The organism is Peristeroidobacter agariperforans (assembly GCF_004138335.1).
GTDB lineage: Bacteria > Pseudomonadota > Gammaproteobacteria > Steroidobacterales > Steroidobacteraceae > Steroidobacter > Steroidobacter agariperforans.
Window position 1 is genome coordinate 2,574,234 of the sequence record NZ_RYFW01000001.1, and the last position, 25,611, is coordinate 2,599,844.

The window sequence follows — 25,611 nt, forward strand, 5'->3', positions numbered from 1 at the left end:
TCACTTCGGTTGGGATTGCGAATTGCCGAGCCAATGGCGCGCCCACAGCTCCGAATCGAGGTGGCGAAAGATTTCGCCCGGAAACACCGTGTTCTTGGTCGGGCCGGGCGACAGCACTTCCTCGAGCAGCGGCCGATCCAGCAGGCCGTTGCGCGCCAGCACCCCATCCAGCAATGTTTCTTTCAGGAACGGCCGCTCGCGTTCGAGCAGCTGATCGTGAAAGCCCGGCGCGCGATCTTTCCACAGGCGCCGCAGGATGGGTTCGGGCGCTTCCGCCGCGAACGCCAGTCGCGCGAGCCCCCGATCGCGCCCGCGATGAAAGTGAGTGTGGATGGGAATCCTCAGCAACAGCTCGATTGCCGGCTGCGAGTACAGTGGGGAAACGATCTCGGGTACCGGCGCATCGGCCGGTGTCGCGACGGAGTAGTAATCAGGCGCCATCATCAACGTTCCGATGCGTCGGATCTTGTCCCAGGGCACGCGGCGCTGCCCTTGGAACCAGGGATGCGACACGCTGTAGTGGCCTTCAAAGGCGTGCTTGATCTCGGGACTGACCAACTGGCTCGCAGCGAGGACGCGATCGCGCGGCATGCCGGTGTTCTGTTTGGCCATGACCCTGCGGACAGCGCCGGTGAGCACGGTCCAGCTGGACTTTTCCGTGAGCAGCGCGACTTGCGAGGCGAGGCGGAACAGGCCAGGGGTGACGCCATGCTGCCGCAAGAACTCCGGCACCGCAAAGACCACCGAGTCGCTGCAAAAGCCCGAATCGCCGCCGTCGCCGCTGAAGATGGCGGTGGCTTGCGTGCGCTCGATCAGTCCCCGCTCGACCGTGTTGCGCTGGATGAAGCCAAGCAGCGGCGAGGGCTCGGGAGACGGCGGCATGCGCAGCCCGAGGGTCAGGTCCATATCCAGAGCCTGGAGCGGAAACTCGATGTGCTCGCAGCCGGCGTGCGCGGCGGCGAGCCGCGCCCAGGGACGCTCGTCGGAACGGCCGACGGGGCTGAAATAAGTGTAGGCGGTGAATCGTTCGGTCGTGCCCTTGAGGCAGCCGGCCATGATCGAGGAGTCGAGGCCACCCGACAATCTCAATAACAAGGAACGGTGCAGGCGCGCCAGGCCGGCAGAGGCGCCTTTGATCACGCTGTGCATGGCCGGCGCGGCTGTTTGTGGATCTTCGATGAGATCCTCGGCTCCGGTGTAATCGACTGGCGTCCAGTACAGCTTGCGACTGCTGTGCCAGCCCGAGCTGTCTCGCTCGAACTCGATGCACTCGCCTCGGCGCACCGGGGACGCTTCGTTGAGCGACGATGCGTCCTCGAAAGTAGTTCCGAGCATCATCAGCGAGCGCAGGAAAGTTTCGTTGACGGTAAAGCGCAGGTGCAGATCGAGGCAGTCCGCGATGCGTGAAAAGAAAACGCTCACGCCGCGAAATTCGGTGCGCAGACAGGGCAGCAGACCCGTCGGATCTTTCAGCACCCACTTGTAACCACCGGCGGCGTCGTGGCCAAAGGCGACATAGTCGCCCCAGGCATGATCGATCAGCCATTTGCCGCGACTCTGCACAAAGGATCGGCTCTGCGCCGCGTCGAAGCGGAGCAGTTCGGCCGGCGCGGGAGAAAACAAATCCCGACTGCGCGCCAGCAGCGAGCCGATGACGAGGCCGCCCTGGTCGCCGACCCGGTGCAGTTGGAGCGCTGGGTCGCGAGCACCCGCGCAAAACACTTGCATCCCGGCCGCGGAGAATTCCTCTCGCCATGCAGGCGAGAGCTCGCGCAGACGTTTGGCGATCAGCTGAGCTGTTTCTTGTTGTTGTGGGCTCGAGTCGTCCCACACCATCCCGAGATATCGAAACATCGCCACGCTCCCTAGATCGCGAGAATCGGCGTGTACTCGCAAACCTGTTCGGGATTGGCGTCGAGCAGCAGTGTCCCTTGCTGTACCCAGCTGTGTGCCGCCCATGGCTTGGTGCGCACGCCGATCACCCACGTCGGGTACACGTCGTAGTAAGCAAGAAAACGCACTAGCGCCAATGCATGAAACAAACATTGATCGCGCGCCGCGAACGTGTGAGGCCGTAGCCGGCGAAAGATGCCGACCAGCTCGATCGCCCGATCGTTGTCGAATGGCGCGCCAGCGACATTTTTCTGCTTGCCGATGTCCTCGGCCACGAGAAACAAACTTCGCGATCGCACCGAGCGGCGCGCCCACGTGCAAGCGCGCAGGAAGCTGACCATGTGGCGCCAGCGAATCGCCGATTTGCGATCGACTTCGTGGCCGACGCTGGTGAGCAGGCTCTGCAAGTCCACTTGCGTGATCGTGAATGCGGCAGGCTCGGGAGCGCTATTACTGAGCAGCCCCGCCTGAACGAGCTTGTCTGCGATGCTCACGGCTTCTTGAATGGGCAGCGGCTCGGCGTCGCTGGCGAAAGTGGCCGGAGCAGGTGCGAGACTCTGCCAGTTTCCCGCGAGTGAGCGGAGCGCGATGGTTTCATTCCGGCCAACGCCGAAATAGCGATTGCGCTGCAGGTCCAGTAACACAGTGCCAGTTGCTGTCGAGCACGCCCGCACGTGCGACGGCAGCCAGTACGCTTTTTCAGTGTGCATGGCCAGACTGCCAAAAATCGTCCCAGAAAGATCGATCTGCTATCGCTGGTTCTTCTAAACAGGGCACGCGCTTGCGCGCGAGCCCTGCCCATCAATGGCCCACTTCATTGACTATAGGTTGTCCTTGAGGGACCTCCCGTCAAGGCACTCTTTCCCCCAATACAAAGATGGAGTCGAATGTTTGAGGGTACGCCCCATACTGCTTGGTCTCGATCGTCGCATCGCCGAGATCGAGTAATTCGATCTCCATTCCTTCTTGCTTGTCCGTCATGATCTTTCCCTCGATGAAGCAACAGTCCTCCAGCGTTGCTAACGCTGCAAGGTTTGCGTGCCGGCGTCAATATACCTTTGAGGGGACGGCCAAATATATCTACGGAATTCCGCAAGCCGTCCGTCTTTCTGCCGTTTCCTATTAAGTAGCAACCCTCAAAATCGCCACCGCCGTGAGTTGCGCACGAAGCAAAAAGCACAACGCCTGTCACTGACTCGATTGCCTCGATTGTCGAGGCACTAGCCGCACGCGCCCGCCGGAGCTGAAGCGCTGTGGCATGGTTCGGTGCCGGGAGGGTGACCATGGTTGAGCTCAGAGCGCATCGAAGGGAATCTGCCAGCTACTGCAAGCCGTGCGCGAGGTATTGCAGCTTTTCTGGCCGGCTGCCGGGGAGTCTGCGAAGCAACGACTGCCGCTGGCGCTTGCCAATGCTGCGAGCGGCGCCGTGCTGGCGGCCGCAGCGCTCGCGCAACGTCTCGCAGCGGGAGGAACTGCCGACATCGGCAGCTCAAGGATAGAGGCCGTTCCTCCCGCGTGCGCAAAGCGTGGCTTGGCCCGCCAGCCGGGGCGTTGCCGAGCACAGCAACGCCCCATTCTTCTGGTCGAAAGCGGCCGAGGCCCTTTCGACACGCCTTCACGTCACTGCCCCTTCTCCCTCGCTATATTGCCTGCCGGTCCTCATCGTCGCCGTCGCGGGCTTCGGCGGCGCCATCCCAATAGTGAACCTTGGCGCTGCCGCCTATCGGCACCAGCGGTGAGATGTCGTGCATGGCCGTGATCTTGAACAGCTCCGGCCGACGCGTGCGATAGCGACTGATCGCCATCGACAGGGTCGATGGATCGCGACGCAGGCAGCGCGCCACCTCGCTCAATGTCGCTACACCTCGTTCTGTCGCGTACCACGCGATCAATGCACGCACCAAGGTGAATTCGCGCTGACGCGAGTTCGACAGCACCAGGTCGCGCTCCACACCCATGCGACAGGTGACGGTGTGAATGATCTGATCGAGCGACGCTTTGCTGCGATAGGTGCGCGAGTTGCGAGGCAGGTTCTCGAGGAACTCGGTGCTGCCGATGACGCGCAGATCGTTCGAGCCGACGCGCTCGAACTGGACGACGTCTTCGGGTTCGGGGCAACGAGCCATGAATGCCTCGTACTCGGTGCCGCCGTCTTTGAGCTCGAGCAGCCGTAACGCGGTGCGCGTCGTCAGCCAAGGGGTGGCGGACTGGCGTAGATACGTGCCATGGCTGGTGTGTTCAGCCGCACCGGAATGCTCCGCCAGCCCGCCCAATACCGGAATGTGGTGCAGGTAGTGCAGCAGCTTGAGCAGGTAATGTTTCGGGTCGATCAATACCGCTTTATAACGCTGCCGAAAAAAATGTCCGGACTCGCCGATGCGACGATGCATGCTGCGTGCGTAGCGACTGGTGAGGCCTTGCATGATGCGGCCCACTGAGATTTCGTCGATCTGCAAGATCAGATGAATGGCTTGCGGTGTCCAGCAATAGCCGTGCACGCGGGCGTTGGTACGACGCAGACCGGTCGCGAGCAAGCGCTCGAACAGCGCGTAGTCCTCGGGTTGAGAAAAGATCGGATGATGTGTGTTGCCATGTTGAACGACGTAATACGTACCGCCCGCAACATGGAGCCGTTGCCGTCGAGACATCCTGCAAACCTCCTGGTGAGCTTCCCTGACCTCACGGCGCGCTCATTGCGATCGCGCTTATGCTGTCCGTGCCGGAGGACTCTAGTCTGGCGCCAAGGGACATGCATTCATATATTTTGTTGTGTCAACGCTCGCTGCTCGTGCGCGAGGGCAGCGAGCGCAAGCGCTGCGGATAAGAAATATCAGGCGACACGCCTTCGCTACTCAACACGTGATATTCCGCATCCCATGGCATGACGATCATACGTTCGACTTTGCGTATCTTGGGCAACACCGGCGCGACGTCTCGCTGCATTTCAGCAGCGAGAATTGCGTTTAGGGAAACGTGCTGTCGCACGCTGGCGTCAAGCTCCATCAAGTTGTAAAGCGTCGGTCGCGAAAGCGTCATCGTGCCGTCATCAGAGGCTGCGATGAGTGCTGCTGGAGTCATCCAGCACAGCTCCGTTGCTTCGATGCTATCGACGGTCGCGCTCTGTTCCGGCGGCAAGCTGGCGAGGAAGAAGCGCGTATCGAATCGCTTCGGCACCGTCGATGGAGTGATCCAGTGCGACCAGTAGACCAGGCGGCGCACATCCAGTTGCAGGCGTTCTTCGTGCAACGAGGTGGCAAACAGCTCGGGTTGTGAGACGATTGCGCGCTGTCGGTCATGCAGTCGCGCCAGTCGCTCGCTTCCACAATGGTCTCCTTCCGCAGTCGTCGCCAGCAGCACGCCCGTTTCTTCGAACGTCTCGCGAGCCGCCGCGATAGCCAGCCCCAAACACGTAGTCGTCGGCAGCGCATTGCCTTCGAGATCGCTCAGGCGATGACAGCCGGCGCGCGCAGCCTCGGGAATCAGCGCAAGCGACTGCGCCGATGTATCGGCGGGGCACAGCGTGCCGCCCGGAAACACCCACATGCCGCCCATGAACGCAAGGTTTTCGTGTCGACGCGTCAACAGGACTTCGATCGCGCCCTGCTGTTCACGCAGCAGGAGCACGCTGGCCGCGTGACGAGGGATGGCAGGTGGCGGACTGGCTGGATTGTTCACGATATCGGATCGCTCCGGTGAAGCGCGCTTACTGGATCGCGCTGTTGGCGATTGGCATTTTGCTGGCGGCGGTGGTGTTCGCGCCAGTCCAGGGCGATACGCGCTGGATCAGGACATTACACAACTCGGCGCACGCGCCCGTTTTTGGCTGCGTTTCCCTGCTGACATTGTTCCTCGTTCGCGGTCATCCGCGCTTCGCCTCCGTGGGCCTGGCGGGCCAGTATGCGCTGGCGCTGGCGGCGGCGTTGCTGCTGGGCATCCTGACCGAGCTGCTACAAATCCTTACCGGGCGCGATGCCTCGGTGGAAGACGCATTACACGATGTCGTCGGCGCGCTCGCGCTGCTGGGCATTTTTGCCGCGTTCGATTCGCGAGTCCGCGCCTCGACGCACCCGGGCGCCGTTCGAGTTGCCGCTGCAATGATCGGCACGGTGGCGCTTGCCGTCGCGGTTGCGCCGGTGACGCGAGCGGCAATGAAGTATCAGCAAAGAGATGCGCGCTTTCCGGTGTTGGCGGACTTCACCGAGCGCTACGATCGCTACTTCATCCTGCAGCAGTGGGCCAAATTCTCGCCCGCAAAACTGCCCACCCCGTGGGCGAGCAAAGAGGGCGAGGCGGCGATGCACGTCGAATTGTTCGACACTGCTTTCCCCGGACTGGATTTCATCGAGCTGCGACCGGATTGGAGCGGCTATTCGACGCTGGCAGTCGATCTGACCAATCCAACGCCACTGCCGCTGCAGCTCGTGCTCAGGGTGCACGACGCCGCTCACAACAATGAATGGAGCGATCGATTCAACAGGCGCTTCGAGCTCGCGCCTCGGACACGCCAGATCATTCGCATTCCATTGCAGGATGTGGCGGCGGGTCCGAGCACGCGCGAGCTGGACCTCCGCCACGTCGCGGGGATGATTATTTTTCGGACCGAAGATTCGCCACGCGCGAGCGAGCTGTATTTCTCGCGCGCGTGGCTGGAATAGATCAGAGCACGATCACGGAGCGGATCGACTCGCCCTTGCGCATCAGCTCGAAGCCTTCGTTGATCTGCTCGAGCTTGAGCCGATGCGTGACCAGCGAGTCCAGGTCGATCTTCTTATCGACATACCAGTCCACGATCTCCGGCAGCTTGGTGACACGCGCGCCGCCCATGTAGCAGCCGGTCCAATGCCGGCCCATCATCAGATGGCCCGGATATGACGTGACCTCCGCGCCCTGCGGAGCGACGCCCACGACGTAACTCGTGCCCCACGCCGGATTGGTGCACTCAAACGCCTGGCGCATGACTTGCGGATTGCCGATGCACTCGAAGGTGTAGTCCGCGCCGCCCGCGGTCAGCTTCATCAAGTGGCTGGTGAGCTTCTCGACAGTCTTGGGGTTGACGAAGTCCGTCGCGCCGAACTGACGTGCGATCGCCTCCTTGGCCGGATTGGTATCGACGCCGATGATTCTCTTCGCGCCTGCCAGGCGAGCGCCTTGCACGACATTCAGCCCGATGCCGCCGAGCCCGAAGATCACGACCGAGCTGCCAGCTTCGACCTTGGCTGCAAACAACGCGGCGCCCAAGCCTGTAGTGGCTCCGCAGCCGATGTAGCAGATCGGATCGAAGGGCGCGTCATCGCGCACCTTGGCGAGCATGTTCACGGGCAACACCGAGTAGTCGGCGAAGGTGCCGAGCCCCCACAGCTGCGTCACCGGCTTGCCGTTCAGGGAGAAGCGCGACTCGCCCGGTTTCAAACGCGAGAACGCTTCGACACACAGATTGGTCTTGGTGGAATGACAGTAGCCGCACTTTTCGCAGTGAGGAATCAAAAATGGAATGACGTGGTCGCCCGGCTTGAACTTGGTGACGCCCGGACCGCACTCGACGACCACGCCCGCGGCCTCATGGCCGAGCAATGCAGGAAACGCCCAAGGCAACTTGCCTTCGTAGACGTGCAGGTCGGAGTGGCACAGACCGGTGGTCTTGATGTGCACCAGGACTTCGCCTTCGCGCGGTCCGTCCAGTTGCAGCGTTTCCATGACGAACGGCTGGTTCGGGCCATGCACGACGGCGGCGCGGACATCCATTGGCACGATGCTGTTCCTCTCGATCTGGAAGTGGAGGGCGAGCCTACGCACATCGCAGGGATGGAGCAATCGGTCAGATCGTCGCTCATCCACGTCTTGATGAATCTCGACTTTCGCCGATGCGCTGTGCGGAATCGGGCAGGATTGTGCAACCCGGCTGCAGTCGCGCCGGAGTAAGATTCGAGCCCGCTTCCAGGTAGCCAGACGCCAACCGAGGTCTTCCATGATCACGCTCGATATCAATGGCCAGAAGGTCCAGACCGACGCCGAGCCCGATACACCGTTGCTGTGGGTGTTGCGTGATCATCTGGGCATGACGGGCAGCAAGTTCGGCTGCGGCAAGGCGCTGTGCGGAGCCTGCACCGTGCACATCGACGGCAATGCCACTCGCAGCTGTGTGTTGCCGGTATCGGCGGTGGCCTCGAGCAAGATCACGACCATCGAAGCCGTCGGTCAGTCCAAGGTCGGCAAGGCCGTGCAGGATGCATGGATCGCCGAAGACGTGCCGCAGTGTGGTTACTGCCAGTCGGGACAGATCATGAGCGCGACCGCTCTGCTCGTCACCAACAACAAGCCCACCGATGCGGATATCGATGCAGCGATGTCGGGCAATGTGTGTCGTTGCGCCACGTATGTGCGCATTCGCGCGGCGATCAAGCGCGCCGCTGGCTCGTTGACGACCTGAGGAGACGAACATGAGCGCAATCGAACAAGACGCAAGGATCCACGCAACTCGTCGTGACGTGCTGAAAGGCGGCGCCGTGTTGACGGTCGCCATGTGGCTGCCCGCCGGTGGCGCGCAAGCCAACGCAGCCGATGCCACGAAGGCCGGCACGTTCGTGCCGAATGCATTCGTGCGCATCGACCAGGACAGCACCGTGACCGTGTTGTCCAAGCACGTCGAGATGGGGCAGGGCGCCTACACGGGCCTGGCGACTATCGTTGCCGAAGAGCTCGACGCCGACTGGAATCAGATTCGGGTCGAGGGCGCGCCCGCCGACGCGAAACTTTATAACAACCTCGCGTTCGGTCCGTTCCAGGGCACCGGTGGCAGCACCGCGATCGCGAATTCATACGATCAGTTGAAGAAGGCTGGCGCCACGGCGCGCGCCATGTTGGTGACGGCAGCGGCCAATCGTTGGAACGTGCCCGCCAGCGAGATCACGATTGCAGCGGGTGTCGTTCAGCACAAGTCTGGCAAGTCGGCGCGCTTCGGTGAGCTGGTGGCAGATGCGGCGAAGCTGCCGGTGCCGGCCGAGGTGAAGCCGAAAGATCCTTCCGCTTACAACCGTATCGGCAAGAGCGCACCGCGCGTCGACAGCAGAGCGAAGTCGACCGGCAAGGCGATCTTCACGCAGGATTTCAAGCTGCCGGGCATGCTGACCGCGGTCGTCGCTCATGCGCCGCGCTTTGGCGGCAAGGTGAAGAACTTCGACGCCAGCAAGGCCAAGGAGATCAAAGGCGTGAAGGCAGTGGTCGCGTTCGAAACGCCGGCTCGTGCCGGTGTTGCCGTCGTCGCCACTGATTTCTGGGCCGCGAAGAAGGGCCGTGACGCGCTGAGCGTCGAGTGGGACGAGTCGAACGCCTTCAAGCAGAGCTCCGATGAGATGCTGAAGGAATATCGCGAGCTCAGCAAACAACCCGGCGACATCGCAAAACAGGAAGGCGACGTCGAGAAGGCGTTTGCCTCGGCGGCTCGCACCTTCGAGGCGACCTACGAGTTCCCGTATCTGGCGCATGCGGCGATGGAGCCGATGAACTGCGTCGTGCAGCTCGGCCAGGGTTCGTGCGAAGTGTGGAACGGCGAGCAGTTCCAGACCGCCGACCAGATGAATATCGCAAAGCTGCTGGGCATCGCGCCGAAGGATGTGAAGATCAATCAGCTCTACGCCGGTGGCAGCTTTGGCCGTCGCGCCAATCCGCTGTCGGATTATCTGGTGGAAACCGTGGCGATCGCCAAGGCGATGGGCACGCCCGATCCGGTGAAGCTCGTCTGGACGCGTGAAGATGACATGCAGGCCGGGTATTACCGGCCGATGTATGTTCATTGGCTGAAGGCCGGCGTGGACGCGCAGGGCAAGATCGTCGCCTGGCAGCATCGCATCGTCGGTCAGTCGATCACGCGCGGCACGTTCTTCGACACCAAGAGCAAGATCGACTTCACCTCGGTGGAGGGCGCGCAGAATCTGCCGTATCACATTCCGAATCTGCAGGTGGAGTTGCACACTACGGAGCCGAAGGTGCCGGTGTTGTGGTGGCGCTCGGTGGGTTCGACGCACACGGCGTTCTCCACCGAATGTTTCCTTGACGACATCGCGCGCGAGACCAAGCAGGATCCGTATGCCCTGCGGCGTTCGCTGCTGGAGAAACATCCTCGTCATCTGGCCGTGCTCGATCTAGTCGCGGAGAAGTCCGGTTGGAAGAAGCAGCGCGCCGCCGATGAGATCTACGGCCTGGCGTTGCACGAGTCCTTCAACAGCGTCGTCGGCCAGGTTGCGAAGCTGAAGAAGACGCCGAACGGTCCGAAGCTGGTCAGCGTGGTGTGCGCGGTGGACTGCGGTATTGCAGTGAATCCGAACATCGTCGCCATGCAGATGGAATCCGGCATCGGCTACGGATTGTCGGCTGCGCTGATGGGCGCGGTGACGTTGAAGGAAGGCCGCGTCGAACAAGGGAACTTCGACGATTACCCGGTCCTGCGCATCAACGAGATGCCGGCGGTCGAAACGCACATCGTGCCGTCCAGGAACAAGCCCACGGGCGTGGGCGAGCCGGGCACGCCGGTGATTGCGCCGGCGCTGGCGAATGCGCTGGCGCAGATCGACGGCAAGCCCACGCGCTCGCTGCCTTTGTCGGCGCAAGGAGTGAAGCTGGCATAATGGTTCGATGAATCCAGCCGCCAGCGCCTTTACTCGTCGGAAATTTCTACTCGGTGCGTCGTCTCTCACGCTGCTCGCTCTAGCCGAGCGGGCAGCGTGCGCGAGCTCGCTCAGCAAGAGCGCCGAACAACACATCGAAGCGCTGATCGCGAAAATGAACCTGCAGGAGAAGGCGGGTCAGCTCAGCATCTTCTCCGACATGACGCGTCTGACGCCCAAGACGCAGATCAATCCCGAGGCCGGTCCGCCGGTCGACGACAATCTCGCGAAGCGCGTACGCGAAGGCCGGTTGATCGGCGTTTTCAACGGTTTCGGCGCCGCCGGCGCCCGCGCCATTCAACGCATCGCCGTCGAAGAATCGCGCCTGAAGATCCCGCTGATTTTCGGCGCCGATGTTCTGCACGGTCTCTACACGGTCTTTCCCATTCCTTTGGGCGAAGCTGCGAGCTTCGATCTCCAGTTGGCCGAGCGCACGGCACGCGCCGCCGCTATCGAATCGACCGCCAACGGTCTGCACTGGACGTTTGCGCCGATGGTCGACATCGGTCGGGATCAGCGCTGGGGCCGCGTGGCAGAAGGGTCGGGGGAGGATCCTTTTTTGGGATCGGCGCTGGCCGCCGCACGGGTGCGAGGCTTTCAAGGCAAGAGCCTCACCGACGAGGACAGTCTGCTGGCCTGCCCCAAACATTTCGTCGCGTATGGGGCGGCCATGGGCGGCATGGACTACAACACTGTCGAGATGTCCGAGCAGACGTTGCACGAGGTCTACCTGCCGCCATTCAAAGCTGCCTTCGATGCGGGCGCGCTGTCCACGATGAGCTCGTTCAACGACATCAACGGCGTGCCGATGTCGGCCAATCGCGAGCTGATGACTGGACTGCTGCGCGAACAATGGAAGTTCCGCGGCATGGTGGTGTCCGACTACACCGCCGACAAGGAATTGGTGATGCACGGAGTTGCCAAGGATGATCGCGAAGCGGCGCGGCTCGCCATCCTCGCCGGCGTGGACATCAGCATGCAGAGCGATCTCTACAATCTTTATCTGCCCGATCTGGTGACCAGCGGCGATCTGCCAATGGCAGTCGTCGACGAATCGGTGCGACGCGTGTTGCGCACCAAACATTTGCTCGGCTTGTTCGACAATCCGTATCGCTCGCTCAACCCTGAAGTCGAGAAGCAGAACACGATGACGCCGCAGTTGCGGGCCATCGCTCGCGAGAGTGCGCGTGCTTCCATCGTGCTGCTCAAGAACGAAGATAATCTGCTGCCGCTGCCCAAATCGGGCAGGAAGATCGCGCTCATCGGTCCTTTCGCCAACGACACGCTGAATCTCGCCGGGCCGTGGGCGCCCTGGGCCAAGCCCGATCACGATGTCAGCGTCGAGCAGGGCATGCGTGCGGCGTTGGCGGATAAGTCGCTGTTGACCGTGACGCTTGGCTCGAGGATCGAGAAGCCGATCGACGGCGGCATCGACGCCGCTGTCGCCGCGGCTCGCGCAGCCGATGTGGTCGTGCTCGCGATTGGCGAAGGGCAGGATATGTCGGGCGAAGCGCAGTCGAGGACTCAGATCATCGTGCCTGCGCCCCAGCAGCATTTGGTAGAAGCCGTCGCGAAAGTCGGCAAGCCGCTGGTCGTGCTGTTACGAAACGGCCGGGCGCTCGCACTCGAGGGCGCTGTGCGTGAAGCGCAGGCGATCGTTACCACCTGGTTCCTCGGTACGGAGACGGGTAGCGCGATTGCCGATGTGCTGTTCGGCGATTACAGCCCGAGCGGTCGGCTGCCGGTGAGCTTTCCGCAGGATTCGGGCCAGCAACCGTATTTCTATAACCGTCGCACGACGGGCCGGCCGCAAGGCGACGAAGGGCCTGCGTTCAAAGCGCGTTATCGCGAAGTGTCGAACGAGGCGCTGTATTCGTTCGGCCACGGTCTCACTTACTCACGATTCGAGTACGGACGGCCGCAGCTCAGCGCCGAGTCGCTGGCTTGGAACGCAACTCTGACCATCACCGCTAAAATCACGAACATCGGCGAACGCGAGGCCGAGGAGGTCGCTCAGCTCTACATTCGCGATCGCGCGGCGAGCATGACGCGACCGATCCGGGAGCTGAAGGGGTTCAAGAAAGTTCGTTTGCCTCCGGGTGCATCCACCGAAGTGCAGTTCACGCTGACTCGTCGGCAGCTCGCATTTTACAACTCACAGATGCAGTGGGGTGCCGAGCCCGGCGAGTTCGATGTCTGGGTCTCGCCATCGGCCACCACGGGTGTCAGCGAACGTTTTGAATTGAAAGCGGGCTGACGCAGCTCATTGCGCGGACTGTCGTTGCAAGCTCACTTCCAGCTGCTGACCGTTCCAGTCGTTGATGACGTTCGAGGCGTAGCCATTGGCACTGATCCTCAGCGAGCTGCCCGCAAGTCCGCCTGGCAGGTAGCTCACGCCGTTCTGGTCGGGGCTCAAGTGCACGACAATGCCGGCCGAACCCCTGAGTAGTTCGAGGGCACGCGCCGTGCTCACCGTCTTGCCACTTTCTGCATCACGCACTCGAACCTCCACGCCTCGGCCGCGGCGCAGGGGAATCACCATGTCCGAGATAGGCGAGCCATACGCGAACGGTACGCGATACAACTCGAAGCCAGGCTTGTACGCGGTCAGCAGGAAATCGCCCGGTTGCAGGCCGAGCACCGAGAATTGCCCGAAATGATCGGAGGTGCCGCCGGTCCAGTTTCTGCGCCCATTGCCGCCAGGCTGAGCCGGAATGAGACCCACCACGGCGCCGACCACGGGCACTTTGCCTCCTTCTTCGAGCACTCGACCGGCCAGTTGAGACTCGGGCACTTCGATGTCGAACACCGTGTCTTCGGAGACTCGCACCGACGGGGTGACATACGAATACCCCACGATGAGCGAATATTCCCCGTCCGGCAGGTACTCTAAAGCATAGTCGCCCTCCGGCGAGGTGACTGCACCCTGCGTAAGAAACTCGCCTGCGCTTGCGGTCAGTGAGTTCGGCTCCACCGCGGCTCCAGCCACCGGCTTGCCGCCGCGCGTGATACGTCCCGTCAAACTGAAGCTGCGCTTGAATTCGATGTTCACGGCGAGGTCGCTGCCCTCAGGCATTTCTACGACCTTGGTGACCTTCCGCCCGGCGCCGATGCTGGCAACGATCCGCACCCGGCCGGGCGAGACCCCGGTAAGTTCGTAAGCTCCGTTGGCATCCACGGTGGATTGCGGTGAGTGTACGTCCTGTCCGCCTTCGCGAAATAGAAACACATTCACGCGCTGGAGCTCTTCAGGCCGCAAGCCAGAGACGACCCCGCTGATGTTGTGATTCGCGCTCATCGCCAACACGACACCTGCGAGCCGCTCATTGTGAGATAGCGTGATCTCCCGCTTGCCGCTCAACGATCCGCCGCGGCCGACGAGTTCATACCGGCCGGCGGTCAGGCGGTTGAACGTGAACTCGCCGGCGCTGCTGGACTGACGCGCTTTGGTGCTGTTCTCCTCCAGATGCCGGAGGCTGGCAAAACCAGCGACCGGCGTAATGCCGTCAGCGCCCGCGAGATAGCCAGTGATCGTGCCGCCCGTCGATAACGCAACTTCCAGAGGTGGCGCTTTCGGACGGATGAATACGTCGAGCTCACGCGAGACATAGTTTTGCGCTTCGATGGCGACTCGCACCGATCCGGGGGTAACGCCGTCGAGCGCGAACGAGCCGTCGGCCTTGGAGGTTGTCGAAGGCCGATTGCGGAAGTTGCCTTCATAGCGCCCCACGTGCGCCTCGCGAAAGCTGATCTTCGCGGCGCCCACGCCTTCGTTCGTCGTTTCATCGAAGACCCGACCCCGCAGCACCAGCCCCGCTTGCATCGGGATCAATATCTCCTCGACCGCCTTGCTGCTGGAAATGCTCAGGTCGGCCAGCTCGAAACGCTGATAGCCGCGGGCCGTCGTGTAGATGGTCCAGACACCGTCCGGCAGTCCCCGAACTGCAAAGCGCCCGTCCTTGGTTCGATACGACTGCGCTTCCGGAGCTGGCGAGCCGGGCTGAAAGTGCGGGTGGAATTCCAGCTGGAACGCACGCACCGGCTGGCGGCTGACCGCATCGATGACCCGGCCCCGGAAGACTTCGGGTCCCGCGACCGGTACCGCATCCTGGGTTTCGGCAGCGAGCGGAGGGGGCTCGACGACCGCAGGCTCGGTTGCCAGTGGGGCGGCCTGTGTAACCGGGCTTGAGGGCGTCGGGGGTGCGTCGACTGCGTCGGGGCGCATGACCCAACGACTCAGCAGACCCAGGCAAACTATCAGCCCGAGAATCAGCAGGACGGTGCGACGACGATCCATGGCGAGAGCCCGAACGAAGCCTGGCGTCGAGCATACTCCCGGAAGGGCTGTTTGGCGTGCGGTCTGCGGGCATGAACGGGTGTCGATGTTCTTATCAAATTGGCGGCGTCGGTTTGTTGACGGCTGTGCAATCCATCGGCGTCACAAGGGTCCGCGCGTGTCGGCATACAAATTGCTCCGACTGATGCCGTCCAACGATCGAGCTGCGATTCGCTACATGTCAAACGCCAAGTTGTTCGTTTCGATGTTCTCGACCGCCCTGATGACGCTGTTGGTCACGCAGGCTGCGCACGCAACCTCCGGATCTGCGAAGGCGCTCGAGGGCATGTGGTGCAGTCAGGATGCCGGCGCCGGCGAAACCATCGTGCAGTACTCGGCGACGGACTCCGAGGTCACTGCATTCACGGTCCTGTCCGAGGCGGACCCTCGTCGCATCGGCAACCAGGCATCGATCAACTTGACCCCCGAAGCGCCGAACGTGTTCGTGCGCCGGGCGCTGGTCGGCGCCGATGAAGAGTTCAGTGTGCAGAACGGCCAGCTCACGGTGAACTCGCTGTGGATTTCGAATCGCGGCACCGGCAAAGAAACCCGCCAGGTGCTTGCCACCCAGCGCTTCTACAAGTGCGATGTCGGCCAGGCGTTGCGCCGGGCCCAGGCGTTCATGTCATCGCCGAAGGCCGAAGAAGCAACACGCATGGCGCTGCTGCGAGAGGAGCAGTTCGAGCTGGAGACCACCCGCAACGCGAGCAAGGACGCGTACTACGCTGGTTTGATCCGTCAGTTGCGACTCAGCCCGCGGCTCTGAGCGGAGTTACCGACGCCATCGGCTGCGACAACTTGAAGCCGGCCGCGCCGGCATAAATCAGCAGCTGTTCGGTATTCAGCAGCATGAGCACCTGCTCATCCGCGTGCTCCGGGCGAACCGCGCGGTCGAGAATGGCCGCGCCACGAACATTCAAATCGCCCACCGGCAGCAGGCGGCTCAGCGCGATCTCGGGAATGTCGGCCAGCTCTTCGACGAGCAAACCAAACAACTGTCCTGACTCCACCGCGCGCAAGACGATCACGTTGCGCGCCTCGGTGGCCCGGCCCGTGTGCAGCAGCTGTCCGAGATCGATCACGGGGATCGGTGTCTCCCGATACATCAATAAGCCGGCGTGCCAGGCAGGAGCGCCCGGAATCGGGCGCAATTGGGCGCCGTCCATCGCCTCGACGATATCGTTGCGTTCCAGGCCGAGTCGCTGCTGGCCGCAATAGAACGTCGCGATATCGATCATGGGCTCTTGCGCGACGGCGCGGCGATGGCTTTGCGGTTCGGCGCGCCGGACGATGGTGCGCTCGATCGCCGCACCCAACGGAATGAGGATCAGGCCGAACACCCCCATGCCGGTGTATTCGCGATAGCCGGAGGTCTTGCGCACACCGATCGCGTAGTGAGTGCCGTTCATGCAAACGGTCTGCGGCGCGTTCGTGCTCAGCATCTCGCGCGACAGGCCGAGGGTATCGCCGGGCTCATACTCGGACGTGGCCGCGACGACGGTCATGCGCGAGTCCACGAACAAGCCGATACAACCGTTGACGATGTCGCCAGCCTCGGTGCGAGGCAGAGCATCGCTCAGCATGGCTTTGAACTGCGGCGCCGAGTCGAACACGATGCCAATGCCGCCGACCACGCGACGCGATTCATTGCGAAGGGCGGCGCCGTAAATCAACGTGTGTCGGCCCGCGTAGAGATCACTTGGAGCGAAGGCCGACACCGCGTATTGCTGCGAGTCGCGCAGTTCTAGTGTGGCCGCGATCCATGGCTCGTCGATCGTGCTGCCGACCTTGTCGGCATGCGAAGGATTGGAGACGGCCACGATGCAGCCTGCAGCGTCGAACAGCACGATGTCGTGATAGACGGTGTACAGACTATTGATGTGGCGAAGGATCTCGGCCGCGTTGCGGTCGCCGCCACCGTCCGCAAGATAGCGGCTCAACGCGCCATTCAGCGCCCACCAACGACAATCGTTGGCGCGTTCGTAAAGGTTCCGATCGAGCACATCGACCGCGAGCGAAGCGAGCAGCTGTGCGTCATCGAGGATGGACGACACCACCGTTTCCTGCAGCTCGCCGATGGAGCGCTCGAATGTGTCCTGCGTGCGGCGGCCGGCGTTGCCGATCTCGCGCAACAGGACTTTGGTGAAATCGCTGCCGGTGTTCGTGCTGGTCGCGAGGCGCACGTTGCCGTTCCAGACCGTGCGATTCAACTCGCGCTGAATGGCGTCGGCCTGCAGAGGAATCTTGCGCAGGGCAGGAGAGAAGATGGTCTGGCTCTCGCGCAGCGCGCAGAGCAATTCCCCCGGGATCGTTCTCGAGGCTTGGTCCGCCTGATTGTCGAAGGCATGCTCGACCGGCAGCATCGCATGGCCGTACCAGCCAGGCCCCATGTAGCCCTGGTAACCCTGGGTGCGGCAGGTGATGGCGAGATATTCGCGGCCCGCAAAACGAATGATGCGACCACCAGCATCGAGCACGACGGGCATTGGCGCGCCGACGGGAACCTGCCAGGCATCGCTGCTGGCGAGCACGGTGCCGCGTTCATCGAGGAAGCAGAACACCGTCCAATCTTCTTCGGCGCGCAGCTTCGCGAAGATCCCGCTGACTTCGTCTTCGAAACGAAAGCCGAGGCACAGCACGCCTGCCACGCGCGAGCCGTCGCCGACACGGAACGAATAGACGAGATTGCGATCGGAGTCGGGCAGCAGGTCCATGCGGCCAAACGTCTCTACGTAGCCCTGACGAGTCGTCAACGTATGTTTCAGCAGTTCGTGCGAAGTGCGCTCGACGGTATGGCGCTCGTCCAGTCGGACGAGGACTGCACCGTCCGCATCCAGTAGCACGACATCGTGGTAGACCGAATACTTGCCGACGTACTCACGAAATCTTGCGCGCAGGCGATCGCTCAGCTTATTGGTCTGTGAAGCGTCTGCGCGGCGTTGTCGCAGGTATTCGCGGATGTCATCGTCGATGGCGAGGAAGCCGATATCAGCGGTGCGCTCGAACAAGTTGCGCACGATCACGTCGATGGCGATCTGGCCGCGGGCTTTCAGCGCCAGCATCGCTTTCTTATATGTTTCCTCGCTAAGGCTGTGCACGAGGTCGTTGGCCAGGCCTTCGAAGGCCTGCCGAGTAGTGCTCATGTCGGCGCCGTCGCCGCGCAGATGTGACAACAACGACAGCGTGTCCCACGAGCCCTGCAAGTTGGCAAGGCGGGCGCGATAGTCCTCCACCGAGGACATATGACGAACCACCGCTGCCTTGACCATGGATTGCTGTCCCTCGAGCCGAGCTTGTCAGACAGATAACGGCTCGCGACGCAGCAACCTTGAAATGTAAAACGCGTGCTGGTTCGCGATTTCTCGCGTCCAAAATAGTGCGCGATCTATCTGTATGTAATGAGATGTCGCAGCTCTGCACGATCCAGGTGCGGCAGGCCGTTGAAAAGAGACAGCGACACTTTCTCGGCGCTGTAGATCAGCCGCGTGATGGACGCATTGTGAACGGCCCAGTTGAGCTCGATGCCGATGTGATTCGACAAGCCCATCACGTGCGCCACGAGGGTGCCGATGACGCCGCCCGAGGTGCTGACGATCAATGTTTTCGAGCGGCCTTCGCTGCGCATGATGTTTTCCATGGCGGCGACGATGCGACCATGAAAGCTGCGCCACGGGGTCATTGCTTCGGCTTCGATCTGAGCTTCGACCCACGCGCGGGCGGCGCGCTCGAGGAAGAACTGAAACTTGCGTCGGTCGGTTCGCAATCCCGGCCAGCCTGCCTCGGCGAGTTGCTCGGGCGTCAGCGACTTTGCGAACGTGTGCAGGATGAGGTCGCTGTCGTATTCGTTGAACGCAGGCTCGAGCGCAATCGGCGGCGCGGCGTCTGCAAAGGATTCCGCAATGATTTCGGCCGTTTCAGTCTGCCGTCGCAGGCTGCCGGAATAGATGCGATCGACGCGCTCGCCCAGCCCCGCGAAGTAGCTGCCGAGCTGGCCGACCTGCTCGCGGCCGGTGGCGGAGAGTTGATCGTAGTTGTCGGTGCCGAAGGACGCCTGTCCGTGACGGACCAGATAAATCGTGCTCATGCACGCAGTGTAGCTGGCGCCGCTCGCCAGTCGTATATAGTGCGCCCTATCACTTCTGGCAGGAGCCGCTGGCAATGTCGCTGACTCGCATCGATGCGTACGAGGTCTTTTATTCGGCGAACGCCTATCCGCCGCGCATCGCCTTGAAGGGCGCGGGCAATTACATCGGCATGCTGGTATTTCTGCCCGGCGGGACGACGCTGCCGGCGGACACGATCACCAAAGGCCAGGTGGTGCTGTACTACCACCTCGACCACTATCAGAACGCGATCGACCTGTTACGCAACGAGAAGCCGGTGTACTTGTTCTACAACGGCTCGGGGCCCGGCTTCGAGAACGGCATCAAGACGATGATCGAGAAGGTCGGCGAAGGCGAAATTACGCCGACCGAATGACGGCCGTCCTAGCGATTGGCAGCGGTGCGCTTCTCCGGGGTCGGCTCGACCGGCCCCAGGTCGGTGATCTCGACAGCCCAGGAGCGTTCCTGCACCTGGCTGATTTCGACGCTGGGCATGTCCTTGGGCGGGCTGAACAGAGCCGAAGAGGCCCACAAGGCCCCGCCAACGAGCGCAAATGCACCCGCGATGCCGACGATTTGTTGTGACTTGATCACCATGATGGGCTCCCTTGCTACATCCTGCCGCTCGCTTCAGCCAATCGACGGTGGCAACAATAGCTCGTTGACGATTCTCCACCGTGCGTCAGATCACACCGATTCGGAAAATGCGCCGCAAAAAACCTGGAAACGCGACGCGCTTCTCAGCTTCATATTTAAGCGAACGTCACAGGTCGGAAATATTTGCAGGGAAAATCGCAAAGCCCCGGCGGCCGCGGGCGTTATGGAACATCCGCTGGAAATAAAAAAGCGCCACGGCTCGGCCGTGGCGCTGTCGCAAACAAAGATCAGAACAGCTCGATGTCGCCGGAGGTGCCGACGCGGATGGTCTGCGTGCTCTGGTGAATATGATCGCGGGCTTCATCGGCGGACGCGCCTTCCACCATCATCTGGAAGATCTGTTTCTCTTCCTCGGTGCGATACAGGCGCTTGAGCGTCGTGAACAAACGACGCCACTGGTCCCGCTGCGTCGCCTGAGCGCGGTCGCAGACGAACAGGGCGAGCGTCGACAGGCTGTAGCGCACGTGGCCGAGCCGCTGCGTGAGCTTGTCGTAGAACTGGAACGCGACCACGGCCGAGGTCATCTGCCGTTCGATGGCTTCCATCTGTTTCTTCAGATCGAGATCACCGAGCGCTGCGCGCTGTTCGGGCGTGAACTTGGCGGCCGCGGCCTTCATGGCGCGGGCGGTCTCGGCCAGGCCGGAGAATGCTTTGACGAGCGAGTCGACCGCGAGGTCCGATTCGCAGGTCGCCGATTCCACCTGGGCCTCGCACAGCTCGAGCATCTGCGCGATCTGTTGTTCGGGCGTCCAATCGGCGAGCGGCGCCGCTTCGGCGTTGGCGATTTCTATGGAATTGGGCAGCATGGACTTCGGTCACCGCGGCTCGTGGCTTCGGGCTTCAGAGCACTCGGGCGATGGTCGCGAGCAACTGATCGGGATTGAACGGCTTGACGATCCAGCCGGTCGCGCCGGCCTGCTTGCCACGCTGCTTGGTTTCCGGGCCGGACTCGGTGGTCAGCACCAGCATCGGCGTGAACTTGTAGCTGTCCAGGCCGCGCAGTTCCTTGACCAGCGTGATGCCATCCATTCGGGGCATGTTGACGTCGGTGAGCACCAGGTCGACGCCGCGAGTCTTCGCGAGGTCCAGGGCTTCCACGCCGTCGGCAGCCTGAACCACCTCGTAGCCGGCCCCTTCCAAGGTATAGCGGACCATCTGCCGCATGGACGCGGAATCGTCCACGGCGAGAATTGACTTCGAGGCTCCAGACATTACACGCGCTCCAATTACACAGAATCTGGCCGTCACAGGGGAAGTGACTGCATCGTTTGCCGTATTAACGGCGCGTGTTGCGGCGAGTTGAGTAGGGGGTTCCCGGAATGAGTGGCCGGTCGCAATCCGGTAGTGCGGCCGTTACCGCACCAGCTCGGCTGTGAGGGGCGGTGTGGGCGCCGAGTGCTTTTTCCGGTTCAGCGGGATGTCGTACGTCACAGTCGCGCCATAGCGTTCCGGCGCGTGCGGGTCGTGACGACGCTTGTCGAACACCAGCAGCCGCGTGCCGAGCTGAAAGCTCTCCTTCAGATCGTGCGTGATCATGAAGATGGTCATGCGGTTCGCCTGCCACAGGCGCAGGATGATTTCATGCATGTCGGCCGTGATTCCTGGATCTAAAGCGCCGAACGGCTCGTCGAGCAGCAGGATTTTCGGCTCGCGAATCACCGACTGCGCAATGGACAGTCGTTGCTGCATGCCGCCGGAGAGCTGCGAGGGATATTTGTCGCGTGCGGTGTGCAAGCCGATCGCTTCGAGCAGGCTCTCGGCCTTCTCCGCCGCCTCGCGCCGCCTCGCGCCGAACAGCTTGCCCAGCCAGCGCGAGCCGGAGAACTCCAAGCCGAGCATGAGATTGTCGAGCACGCTCAAGTGCGGGAACAGCGAGTAGCGCTGGAACACGATGCCGCGGTCCGGGCCCGGCTCGGCCGGCACCGGTTGGCCATCGATCAGCAGCTGACCCTTCGTGGGTTGCTCGACTCCGAGCAGCATGCGCAGGAACGTGGTCTTGCCACATCCCGACGCGCCGATGATCGTGACGAACTCGCGATCGGCGACGTGCAGGTTCAGATTCTCCAGCACGACCTGGTCGCCATATTCCTTCCACAGATGTTTGACGGTGACGCAGGCCATGCTCAGCGGCTCTCCGCCCAGGGAAAGAATCTCGCCCGCGCCAGTCGTAACAGCCAATCCATGGTGTAGGCGAGCAGCGTGATCCAGATGACGTACGGCAGGATCACGTCCATTGCCATGTAACGGCGCACGAGGAAGATGCGATAGCCGAGTCCCTCGGTGGATGCGATCGCTTCGGCGGCGATCAGGAACAACCAGGCCGAGCCGAGTGTCAGCCTCAATGCGTCGATCAGCCGCGGCCACAGTTGGGGCAGGATGACGCGCGTCGACAGCAGCCAGCTCGATGCACCCAGCGTTTGCGCTTTGATGAGCTGCTCCTTCGGCAGCTCGCCGGCGCGCAATGAGACATCGCGAACGATGCAGGGGGCGACGCCGAACACGATCAATGCGATCTTCGCGACCTCGCCCAGGCCGAGGACGATAAACAGAATGGGCAGAATGGCCAGCGGTGGAATCATCGCTAACGCGGCCACGAAAGGACCCAATAACGAACGCACGACCGGCAGGGCGCCGATGGCGAGACCGCCGACGATGCCGATGAATGCGCTGATGGCGAGCGCAATCAGCAGGCGCTTCATGCTCGCGCCCGTATCCAACCACCACAGTACTTCACCGCTGCGTCTGTCTTCCTCGACGGCATAGCTCTTCAACGTATCGACGAAGGCGCTGGGCGCCGGCAGCAGTTTGTCGTCGGGGTTCTCGGCGAGTCGGGCGGCCGAGCCAAATAGATAAGCGGCGATCAGAATCAAGAACGGCAACGCGCCGAGAGCCAGCGCGCTACCGCGAGAAGGATAGAGGTTTACCAGCCGAGGCATGAGTTCGGCTCGCCGTGCTTCGCGATCGTGTTCGACCGAAGGCCGCTGTGATTTATCACAGCGCCCTGTCCGCAGCCATCTTCATGTAGCTCGCGTCAAATCTCATCTTCACGCTCTTCGCATTGCCGAGCGTCTTGCCGCCGGGGAATTCGATGCCGACCGCGTCGACCGTCTTCGCGCCTTCGCCGAGCAGGCCGTGATCGAACGAGAACTTGCGCACCAGGTCCATCGTCTTGATCACCGTCGGGCTGGTTGCGAACGTGTGCGCTTCCGCCGGTGTCCAGAACATCTTCGTGGTCGCAAGCTGGCTGTTGAATCCCGCGAGGTCGGTGCCGGATGCCTTGGCCATGTGAGCCAGCGCCTTCGGGTCCTTCGCGACCATGAGCTGCAATGTTTCATACCACGCGCCGACCAACGCCTTCGCCAGTTTCGGGTTGTCCTTGAGCGTTGCGGTGTTCACGACCATCAGGTCGATGATCTCGCCCGGGATCTTGCTGGAGTCGAACACCAGCTGCGCATCCTTCGCCGCGAGGATCTCGCTGAGCTGCGGCTTCCAGGTCACAGTGGCCTTCGTGTCTGCGGCGGCGTATGCGCCGACGATGTCGGCATCGGATGTGTTGACGACCTTGATGTCACGTTCCTGCATGCCCGCCGTTTGCAGCGCCCGGGCCAGCAGATAGTGCGACACCGACAGTTCGACCAGGTTCACCGGCAGGCCTTTGATGTTGGCCAGTGTCTTGCCTTTGCCTTTCAATACCACGCCGTCGTTGCCGTTGGAGAAGTCGCCGACGATGAGCGCGGTGGAATCAACGCCGCCCGCGGACGGAATGGTGAGCATGTCCATGTTGGTCATCACGCAGCCGTCGAACGCGCCGGCGGTGTACTGATTGATGGACTCGACGTAGTCGTTGATCTGCGTGAGCTGAATGGCTATGCCGTACCTGTCCGCCCACTTCTTCAAGATGCCGCTCTCGGCGGCATAGTCCCACGGCATCCAGCCTACGTAGATGCTCCAGGCGATTTTGAATGATTTCTTTTCGGCCGCGTGCGCCGCCGGCGTCAGCGCCAGCAGCGTCAGGGTCAGCAGCGCGACCCGGAGCGTGCGAACAGCAAGCGAATGAGCGTGGGAAAGCATTCGGCGTCTCCTCTTATTTGACAGGTCACTCGAACCGAGTGCCGGAAGACGCATCCCGCCAGAATAAATGGGGAGGCCGCCTGCCAGCGCGCAAACCTCCCGGGCTTTTATCCCGCCGTGTATCCAGCCTCGTCACTGGACTGCCTCTCTCGGACCAGCATCGCGAGCGACCGGAACCCTAGAGGCAAATTGCAATGCTGAAGTTTGCAAATGACGTGCCGGTCGTCGGTCACTGCATTTGACGCGACATCCCTGGTGCGAGTCGGTTGCGAATGCATTCAAATGGCGCGCCGAATTGTCATAGTCGCACTCAAGCAGTGCGTTCGAGTCGATGGAGAGCTGCGCCGGAAAGTGAATGTGGCGCTGAAATGCACGAGCAGCGCGCTTGGTACGCTCCTTGCTCTGCCCCTTCCAAGTCAACGCCGACTTGTTCATGGGTGTGGGAATGGCCGAAGGCGCGCCGTATTGGATGCTTTGGGACGAACTCGTCGTCGGCGGGGCCCATTGGTCCGGGCTGTTGCGGCGGGGTACGACGCTGCGGCTCGCCGACGTGGCCGGCGGCGGCAATGTCTCGGCGCTGTTCTATAATTATGAGGACCGGCTCGAGCGTTACAACATGGCCGACACGCTCAAGGCCCAGCACACCGCGTTCCTGACCCGCGCCTGCGTGTGCTACTCCGACATGGGCCGAGTGATGTGCTCCATTACCGACGACACCTGCGGCTGGCACGACACCTTATGCGGTGTGACGAACGCTTCCATGGTCAGCTCGAAGTACGGCGATGCTCGCTATCAGGAACGTCGCAACGAGTATCACCGCAACGCTTACGACGGTTTTCTCAATGAGTTGGGCAAGTACGGCCTGGGCAAGCGCGACCTGGCTGCCAACATCAATTTCTTCAGCAAAGTGACGGCCGATGACGCGGGCAATCTCAAGTTCCATGTGGGGAACTCGGTTGCGGGCAGCTACATCGATCTGCGCTTCGAGATGAACACCTTGGTGGTGCTGGCTGCCTGTCAGCATCCGCTGGATCCCGCGACCGAGTATCAGCCCAAGGAGGTGCGGCTGACGACGTGGCACTCGCGTCCGGCTCCGCGTAATGATCCTTGTCGCACGCGCTGCCCCGAGAATGAGCGCGGCTTTCGCAACACCGAAGTGTGGTACCGCTGATGCCACTCAAAGAAAGCTCATTGGATGCGGCGAAGGCGGTGCGCCGGGAAGTCATTCCCGCCGGCGAGCCCTGGATGGGCAGCCTCAGGAAAGGGCAGCACTTCCGCATCGTCGATCTCGAAGGCAATCAAGCCGTCGACACGTTGTTCTATAGCAGCGCCTCGCTCGACGAGCGTTACAGCGCTCAGGACACGATTCGCGCCCAGGGAAACATTTATCTCACGGCGGGTACGCAGCTGGTGTCCAACGAAGGCAATACGATGCTGACGATCGTTGCCGATACGTGCGGCCGTCACGATACGCTGGGTGGGGCGTGCTCGGCGGAAAGCAACACGGTTCGGTACGCAATTGAGAAGCGGCACATGCACAGCTGTCGCGACAACTTCCTGCTGGCGCTCACACACTGGGGCGCGAAGTATCACCGCGACATCGGCAAGCGCGATCTCGCGAGCAACATCAACTTCTTCATGAACGTGCCGGTCACGCCGCAAGGCAAGCTGACGTTCGCCGATGGCATCTCGGCTGCCGGCCGCTATGTCGAGATGCGCGCCGAGATGGATGTGACGGTGTTGATCTCCAACTGTCCGCAGTTGAACAACCCGTGCAACGGCTATAACCCGACGCCGGTCGAAGTGCTGGTCTGGGACTGACGGCAGGCGACGCCCACGTCGCCACTTGCGGGACGACCCGCGAGTTTCATGACAACGCCGGGACGACCCG

At 62.1% G+C, this 25,611-nt stretch carries 23 protein-coding genes and 1 riboswitch; of the genes, 8 read left to right on the plus strand and 15 right to left on the minus strand.

Translation table 11 applies throughout. The features are described from left to right. The 5 genes from EK373_RS11210 to EK373_RS11225 form a co-directional block, all read right to left on the minus strand. Window positions 1-1,854, minus strand: coding sequence for an asparagine synthase-related protein (locus EK373_RS11210; RefSeq protein ID WP_157994323.1), 1,854 nt, complete (start codon window positions 1,852-1,854; stop codon window positions 1-3). Window positions 1,855-1,865: 11 nt separating this feature from the next. Next, the gene (locus EK373_RS11215; protein ID WP_129642737.1) at window positions 1,866-2,603 is read right to left on the minus strand and encodes a lasso peptide biosynthesis B2 protein; all 738 of its coding nucleotides are present in this window, start codon (window positions 2,601-2,603) and stop codon (window positions 1,866-1,868) included. Between the two features lie 139 nt (window positions 2,604-2,742). Beyond that, window positions 2,743-2,874, minus strand: coding sequence for a hypothetical protein (locus EK373_RS33975; protein WP_269813421.1), 132 nt, complete (start codon window positions 2,872-2,874; stop codon window positions 2,743-2,745). A 659-nt stretch (window positions 2,875-3,533) separates the two neighbouring features. Then, window positions 3,534-4,541, minus strand: a complete 1,008-nt coding sequence (locus EK373_RS11220; protein WP_129642738.1) for a transposase — start codon at window positions 4,539-4,541, stop codon at window positions 3,534-3,536. 124 nt (window positions 4,542-4,665) lie between these two features. After that, window positions 4,666-5,568, minus strand: a complete 903-nt coding sequence (locus tag EK373_RS11225) for an NUDIX hydrolase (protein WP_129642739.1) — start codon at window positions 5,566-5,568, stop codon at window positions 4,666-4,668. A 17-nt stretch (window positions 5,569-5,585) separates the two neighbouring features. Between EK373_RS11225 and EK373_RS11230 the strand changes: the two genes are divergently transcribed. Then, window positions 5,586-6,548: a VanZ family protein gene (locus tag EK373_RS11230; RefSeq protein WP_129642740.1), complete on the plus strand. Its 963-nt coding sequence runs from the start codon at window positions 5,586-5,588 to the stop codon at window positions 6,546-6,548. A gap of 1 nt (window position 6,549) precedes the next feature. On the opposite strand, the gene EK373_RS11235 is transcribed toward EK373_RS11230, so the two are convergent. Continuing rightward, window positions 6,550-7,635: a zinc-binding dehydrogenase gene (locus tag EK373_RS11235; protein ID WP_129643619.1), complete on the minus strand. Its 1,086-nt coding sequence runs from the start codon at window positions 7,633-7,635 to the stop codon at window positions 6,550-6,552. Between the two features lie 223 nt (window positions 7,636-7,858). Between EK373_RS11235 and EK373_RS11240 the strand changes: the two genes are divergently transcribed. From EK373_RS11240 to EK373_RS11250, 3 genes are all read left to right on the plus strand, one after another. Further along, on the plus strand, window positions 7,859-8,320 hold the full coding sequence (locus EK373_RS11240) for a (2Fe-2S)-binding protein (RefSeq protein WP_129642741.1): 462 nt from the start codon (window positions 7,859-7,861) through the stop codon (window positions 8,318-8,320). A 10-nt stretch (window positions 8,321-8,330) separates the two neighbouring features. Next, window positions 8,331-10,514 (plus strand): xanthine dehydrogenase family protein molybdopterin-binding subunit, encoded by a 2,184-nt coding sequence (locus EK373_RS11245; protein ID WP_129642742.1) that lies wholly within the window; start codon window positions 8,331-8,333, stop codon window positions 10,512-10,514. Between the two features lie 154 nt (window positions 10,515-10,668). After that, window positions 10,669-12,810 (plus strand): glycoside hydrolase family 3 N-terminal domain-containing protein, encoded by a 2,142-nt coding sequence (locus EK373_RS11250; RefSeq protein ID WP_407676193.1) that lies wholly within the window; start codon window positions 10,669-10,671, stop codon window positions 12,808-12,810. Window positions 12,811-12,816: 6 nt separating this feature from the next. Here EK373_RS11250 and EK373_RS11255 read toward each other — a convergent pair whose 3' ends face one another. Further along, complete coding sequence (locus EK373_RS11255) at window positions 12,817-14,850, minus strand: carboxypeptidase regulatory-like domain-containing protein (protein ID WP_129642744.1); 2,034 nt, start codon at window positions 14,848-14,850, stop codon at window positions 12,817-12,819. Between the two features lie 217 nt (window positions 14,851-15,067). On the opposite strand from EK373_RS11255, the gene EK373_RS11260 reads away from it, so the two are divergent. After that, window positions 15,068-15,655, plus strand: coding sequence for a hypothetical protein (locus tag EK373_RS11260; protein ID WP_129642745.1), 588 nt, complete (start codon window positions 15,068-15,070; stop codon window positions 15,653-15,655). Here the strand turns inward: EK373_RS11260 and EK373_RS11265 are convergent. Next, window positions 15,639-18,158: a chemotaxis protein CheW gene (locus tag EK373_RS11265; protein ID WP_129642746.1), complete on the minus strand. Its 2,520-nt coding sequence runs from the start codon at window positions 18,156-18,158 to the stop codon at window positions 15,639-15,641. The genes EK373_RS11260 and EK373_RS11265 overlap by 17 nt on opposite strands. A 116-nt stretch (window positions 18,159-18,274) precedes the next feature. Beyond that, window positions 18,275-18,973: a histidine phosphatase family protein gene (locus EK373_RS11270; protein WP_129642747.1), complete on the minus strand. Its 699-nt coding sequence runs from the start codon at window positions 18,971-18,973 to the stop codon at window positions 18,275-18,277. Window positions 18,974-19,047: 74 nt separating this feature from the next. Between EK373_RS11270 and EK373_RS11275 the strand changes: the two genes are divergently transcribed. Continuing rightward, window positions 19,048-19,368: a hypothetical protein gene (locus tag EK373_RS11275; RefSeq protein WP_129642748.1), complete on the plus strand. Its 321-nt coding sequence runs from the start codon at window positions 19,048-19,050 to the stop codon at window positions 19,366-19,368. Between the two features lie 8 nt (window positions 19,369-19,376). Here the strand turns inward: EK373_RS11275 and EK373_RS11280 are convergent, their stop codons facing one another. The 6 genes from EK373_RS11280 to EK373_RS11305 all read right to left on the minus strand — a co-directional run bounded on the left by EK373_RS11280 (window position 19,377) and on the right by EK373_RS11305 (window position 23,720). Beyond that, a complete protein-coding gene (locus EK373_RS11280; RefSeq protein WP_129642749.1) occupies window positions 19,377-19,589 on the minus strand; it encodes a hypothetical protein in 213 nt (70 codons plus the stop codon). A 287-nt stretch (window positions 19,590-19,876) separates the two neighbouring features. Continuing rightward, complete coding sequence (locus tag EK373_RS11285; protein ID WP_129642750.1) at window positions 19,877-20,455, minus strand: hypothetical protein; 579 nt, start codon at window positions 20,453-20,455, stop codon at window positions 19,877-19,879. Between the two features lie 34 nt (window positions 20,456-20,489). Continuing rightward, a complete protein-coding gene (locus tag EK373_RS11290) occupies window positions 20,490-20,861 on the minus strand; it encodes a response regulator (RefSeq protein WP_129642751.1) in 372 nt (123 codons plus the stop codon). Between the two features lie 141 nt (window positions 20,862-21,002). After that, window positions 21,003-21,770: an ABC transporter ATP-binding protein gene (locus tag EK373_RS11295; protein ID WP_129642752.1), complete on the minus strand. Its 768-nt coding sequence runs from the start codon at window positions 21,768-21,770 to the stop codon at window positions 21,003-21,005. A gap of 2 nt (window positions 21,771-21,772) precedes the next feature. After that, window positions 21,773-22,585, minus strand: coding sequence for an ABC transporter permease (locus EK373_RS11300; protein WP_129642753.1), 813 nt, complete (start codon window positions 22,583-22,585; stop codon window positions 21,773-21,775). A 55-nt stretch (window positions 22,586-22,640) separates the two neighbouring features. Next, the gene (locus EK373_RS11305) at window positions 22,641-23,720 is read right to left on the minus strand and encodes a putative urea ABC transporter substrate-binding protein (RefSeq protein ID WP_129642754.1); all 1,080 of its coding nucleotides are present in this window, start codon (window positions 23,718-23,720) and stop codon (window positions 22,641-22,643) included. Between the two features lie 94 nt (window positions 23,721-23,814). Beyond that, window positions 23,815-23,913: riboswitch (guanidine-I (ykkC/yxkD leader) on the minus strand. Window positions 23,914-24,165: 252 nt separating this feature from the next. Between EK373_RS11305 and EK373_RS11310 the strand changes: the two genes are divergently transcribed. Together EK373_RS11310 and EK373_RS11315 are read left to right on the plus strand one after the other, a co-directional pair. Next, the gene (locus EK373_RS11310; protein WP_129643622.1) at window positions 24,166-24,891 is read left to right on the plus strand and encodes an urea amidolyase associated protein UAAP1; all 726 of its coding nucleotides are present in this window, start codon (window positions 24,166-24,168) and stop codon (window positions 24,889-24,891) included. After that, on the plus strand, window positions 24,891-25,541 hold the full coding sequence (locus EK373_RS11315; RefSeq protein ID WP_129642755.1) for an urea amidolyase associated protein UAAP2: 651 nt from the start codon (window positions 24,891-24,893) through the stop codon (window positions 25,539-25,541). The genes EK373_RS11310 and EK373_RS11315 overlap by 1 nt, the downstream gene beginning before the upstream one ends. Window positions 25,542-25,611 lie beyond the last annotated feature (70 nt).

What these genes read in the sequence shown, in the direction of transcription:
- EK373_RS11265 (WP_129642746.1), bottom strand. Translation starts at nt 18,158, where the DNA reads ATGGTCAAGGCAGCGGTGGTTCGTCATATGTCCTCGGTGGAGGACTAT.
- EK373_RS11255 (WP_129642744.1), bottom strand. Translation starts at nt 14,850, where the DNA reads ATGGATCGTCGTCGCACCGTCCTGCTGATTCTCGGGCTGATAGTTTGC.
- EK373_RS11240 (WP_129642741.1), top strand. Translation starts at nt 7,859, where the DNA reads ATGATCACGCTCGATATCAATGGCCAGAAGGTCCAGACCGACGCCGAG.
- EK373_RS11285 (WP_129642750.1), bottom strand. Translation starts at nt 20,455, where the DNA reads ATGCTGCCCAATTCCATAGAAATCGCCAACGCCGAAGCGGCGCCGCTC.
- EK373_RS11235 (WP_129643619.1), bottom strand. Translation starts at nt 7,635, where the DNA reads ATGGATGTCCGCGCCGCCGTCGTGCATGGCCCGAACCAGCCGTTCGTC.
- EK373_RS33975 (WP_269813421.1), bottom strand. Translation starts at nt 2,874, where the DNA reads ATGACGGACAAGCAAGAAGGAATGGAGATCGAATTACTCGATCTCGGC.
- EK373_RS11220 (WP_129642738.1), bottom strand. Translation starts at nt 4,541, where the DNA reads ATGTCTCGACGGCAACGGCTCCATGTTGCGGGCGGTACGTATTACGTC.
- EK373_RS11270 (WP_129642747.1), bottom strand. Translation starts at nt 18,973, where the DNA reads ATGAGCACGATTTATCTGGTCCGTCACGGACAGGCGTCCTTCGGCACC.
- EK373_RS11280 (WP_129642749.1), bottom strand. Translation starts at nt 19,589, where the DNA reads ATGGTGATCAAGTCACAACAAATCGTCGGCATCGCGGGTGCATTTGCG.
- EK373_RS11210 (WP_157994323.1), bottom strand. Translation starts at nt 1,854, where the DNA reads ATGTTTCGATATCTCGGGATGGTGTGGGACGACTCGAGCCCACAACAA.
- EK373_RS11295 (WP_129642752.1), bottom strand. Translation starts at nt 21,770, where the DNA reads ATGGCCTGCGTCACCGTCAAACATCTGTGGAAGGAATATGGCGACCAG.
- EK373_RS11275 (WP_129642748.1), top strand. Translation starts at nt 19,048, where the DNA reads ATGTCGCTGACTCGCATCGATGCGTACGAGGTCTTTTATTCGGCGAAC.
- EK373_RS11300 (WP_129642753.1), bottom strand. Translation starts at nt 22,585, where the DNA reads ATGCCTCGGCTGGTAAACCTCTATCCTTCTCGCGGTAGCGCGCTGGCT.
- EK373_RS11305 (WP_129642754.1), bottom strand. Translation starts at nt 23,720, where the DNA reads ATGCTTTCCCACGCTCATTCGCTTGCTGTTCGCACGCTCCGGGTCGCG.
- EK373_RS11250 (WP_407676193.1), top strand. Translation starts at nt 10,669, where the DNA reads ATGAACCTGCAGGAGAAGGCGGGTCAGCTCAGCATCTTCTCCGACATG.
- EK373_RS11315 (WP_129642755.1), top strand. Translation starts at nt 24,891, where the DNA reads ATGCCACTCAAAGAAAGCTCATTGGATGCGGCGAAGGCGGTGCGCCGG.
- EK373_RS11310 (WP_129643622.1), top strand. Translation starts at nt 24,166, where the DNA reads ATGGCCGAAGGCGCGCCGTATTGGATGCTTTGGGACGAACTCGTCGTC.
- EK373_RS11215 (WP_129642737.1), bottom strand. Translation starts at nt 2,603, where the DNA reads ATGCACACTGAAAAAGCGTACTGGCTGCCGTCGCACGTGCGGGCGTGC.
- EK373_RS11290 (WP_129642751.1), bottom strand. Translation starts at nt 20,861, where the DNA reads ATGTCTGGAGCCTCGAAGTCAATTCTCGCCGTGGACGATTCCGCGTCC.
- EK373_RS11260 (WP_129642745.1), top strand. Translation starts at nt 15,068, where the DNA reads ATGTCAAACGCCAAGTTGTTCGTTTCGATGTTCTCGACCGCCCTGATG.
- EK373_RS11245 (WP_129642742.1), top strand. Translation starts at nt 8,331, where the DNA reads ATGAGCGCAATCGAACAAGACGCAAGGATCCACGCAACTCGTCGTGAC.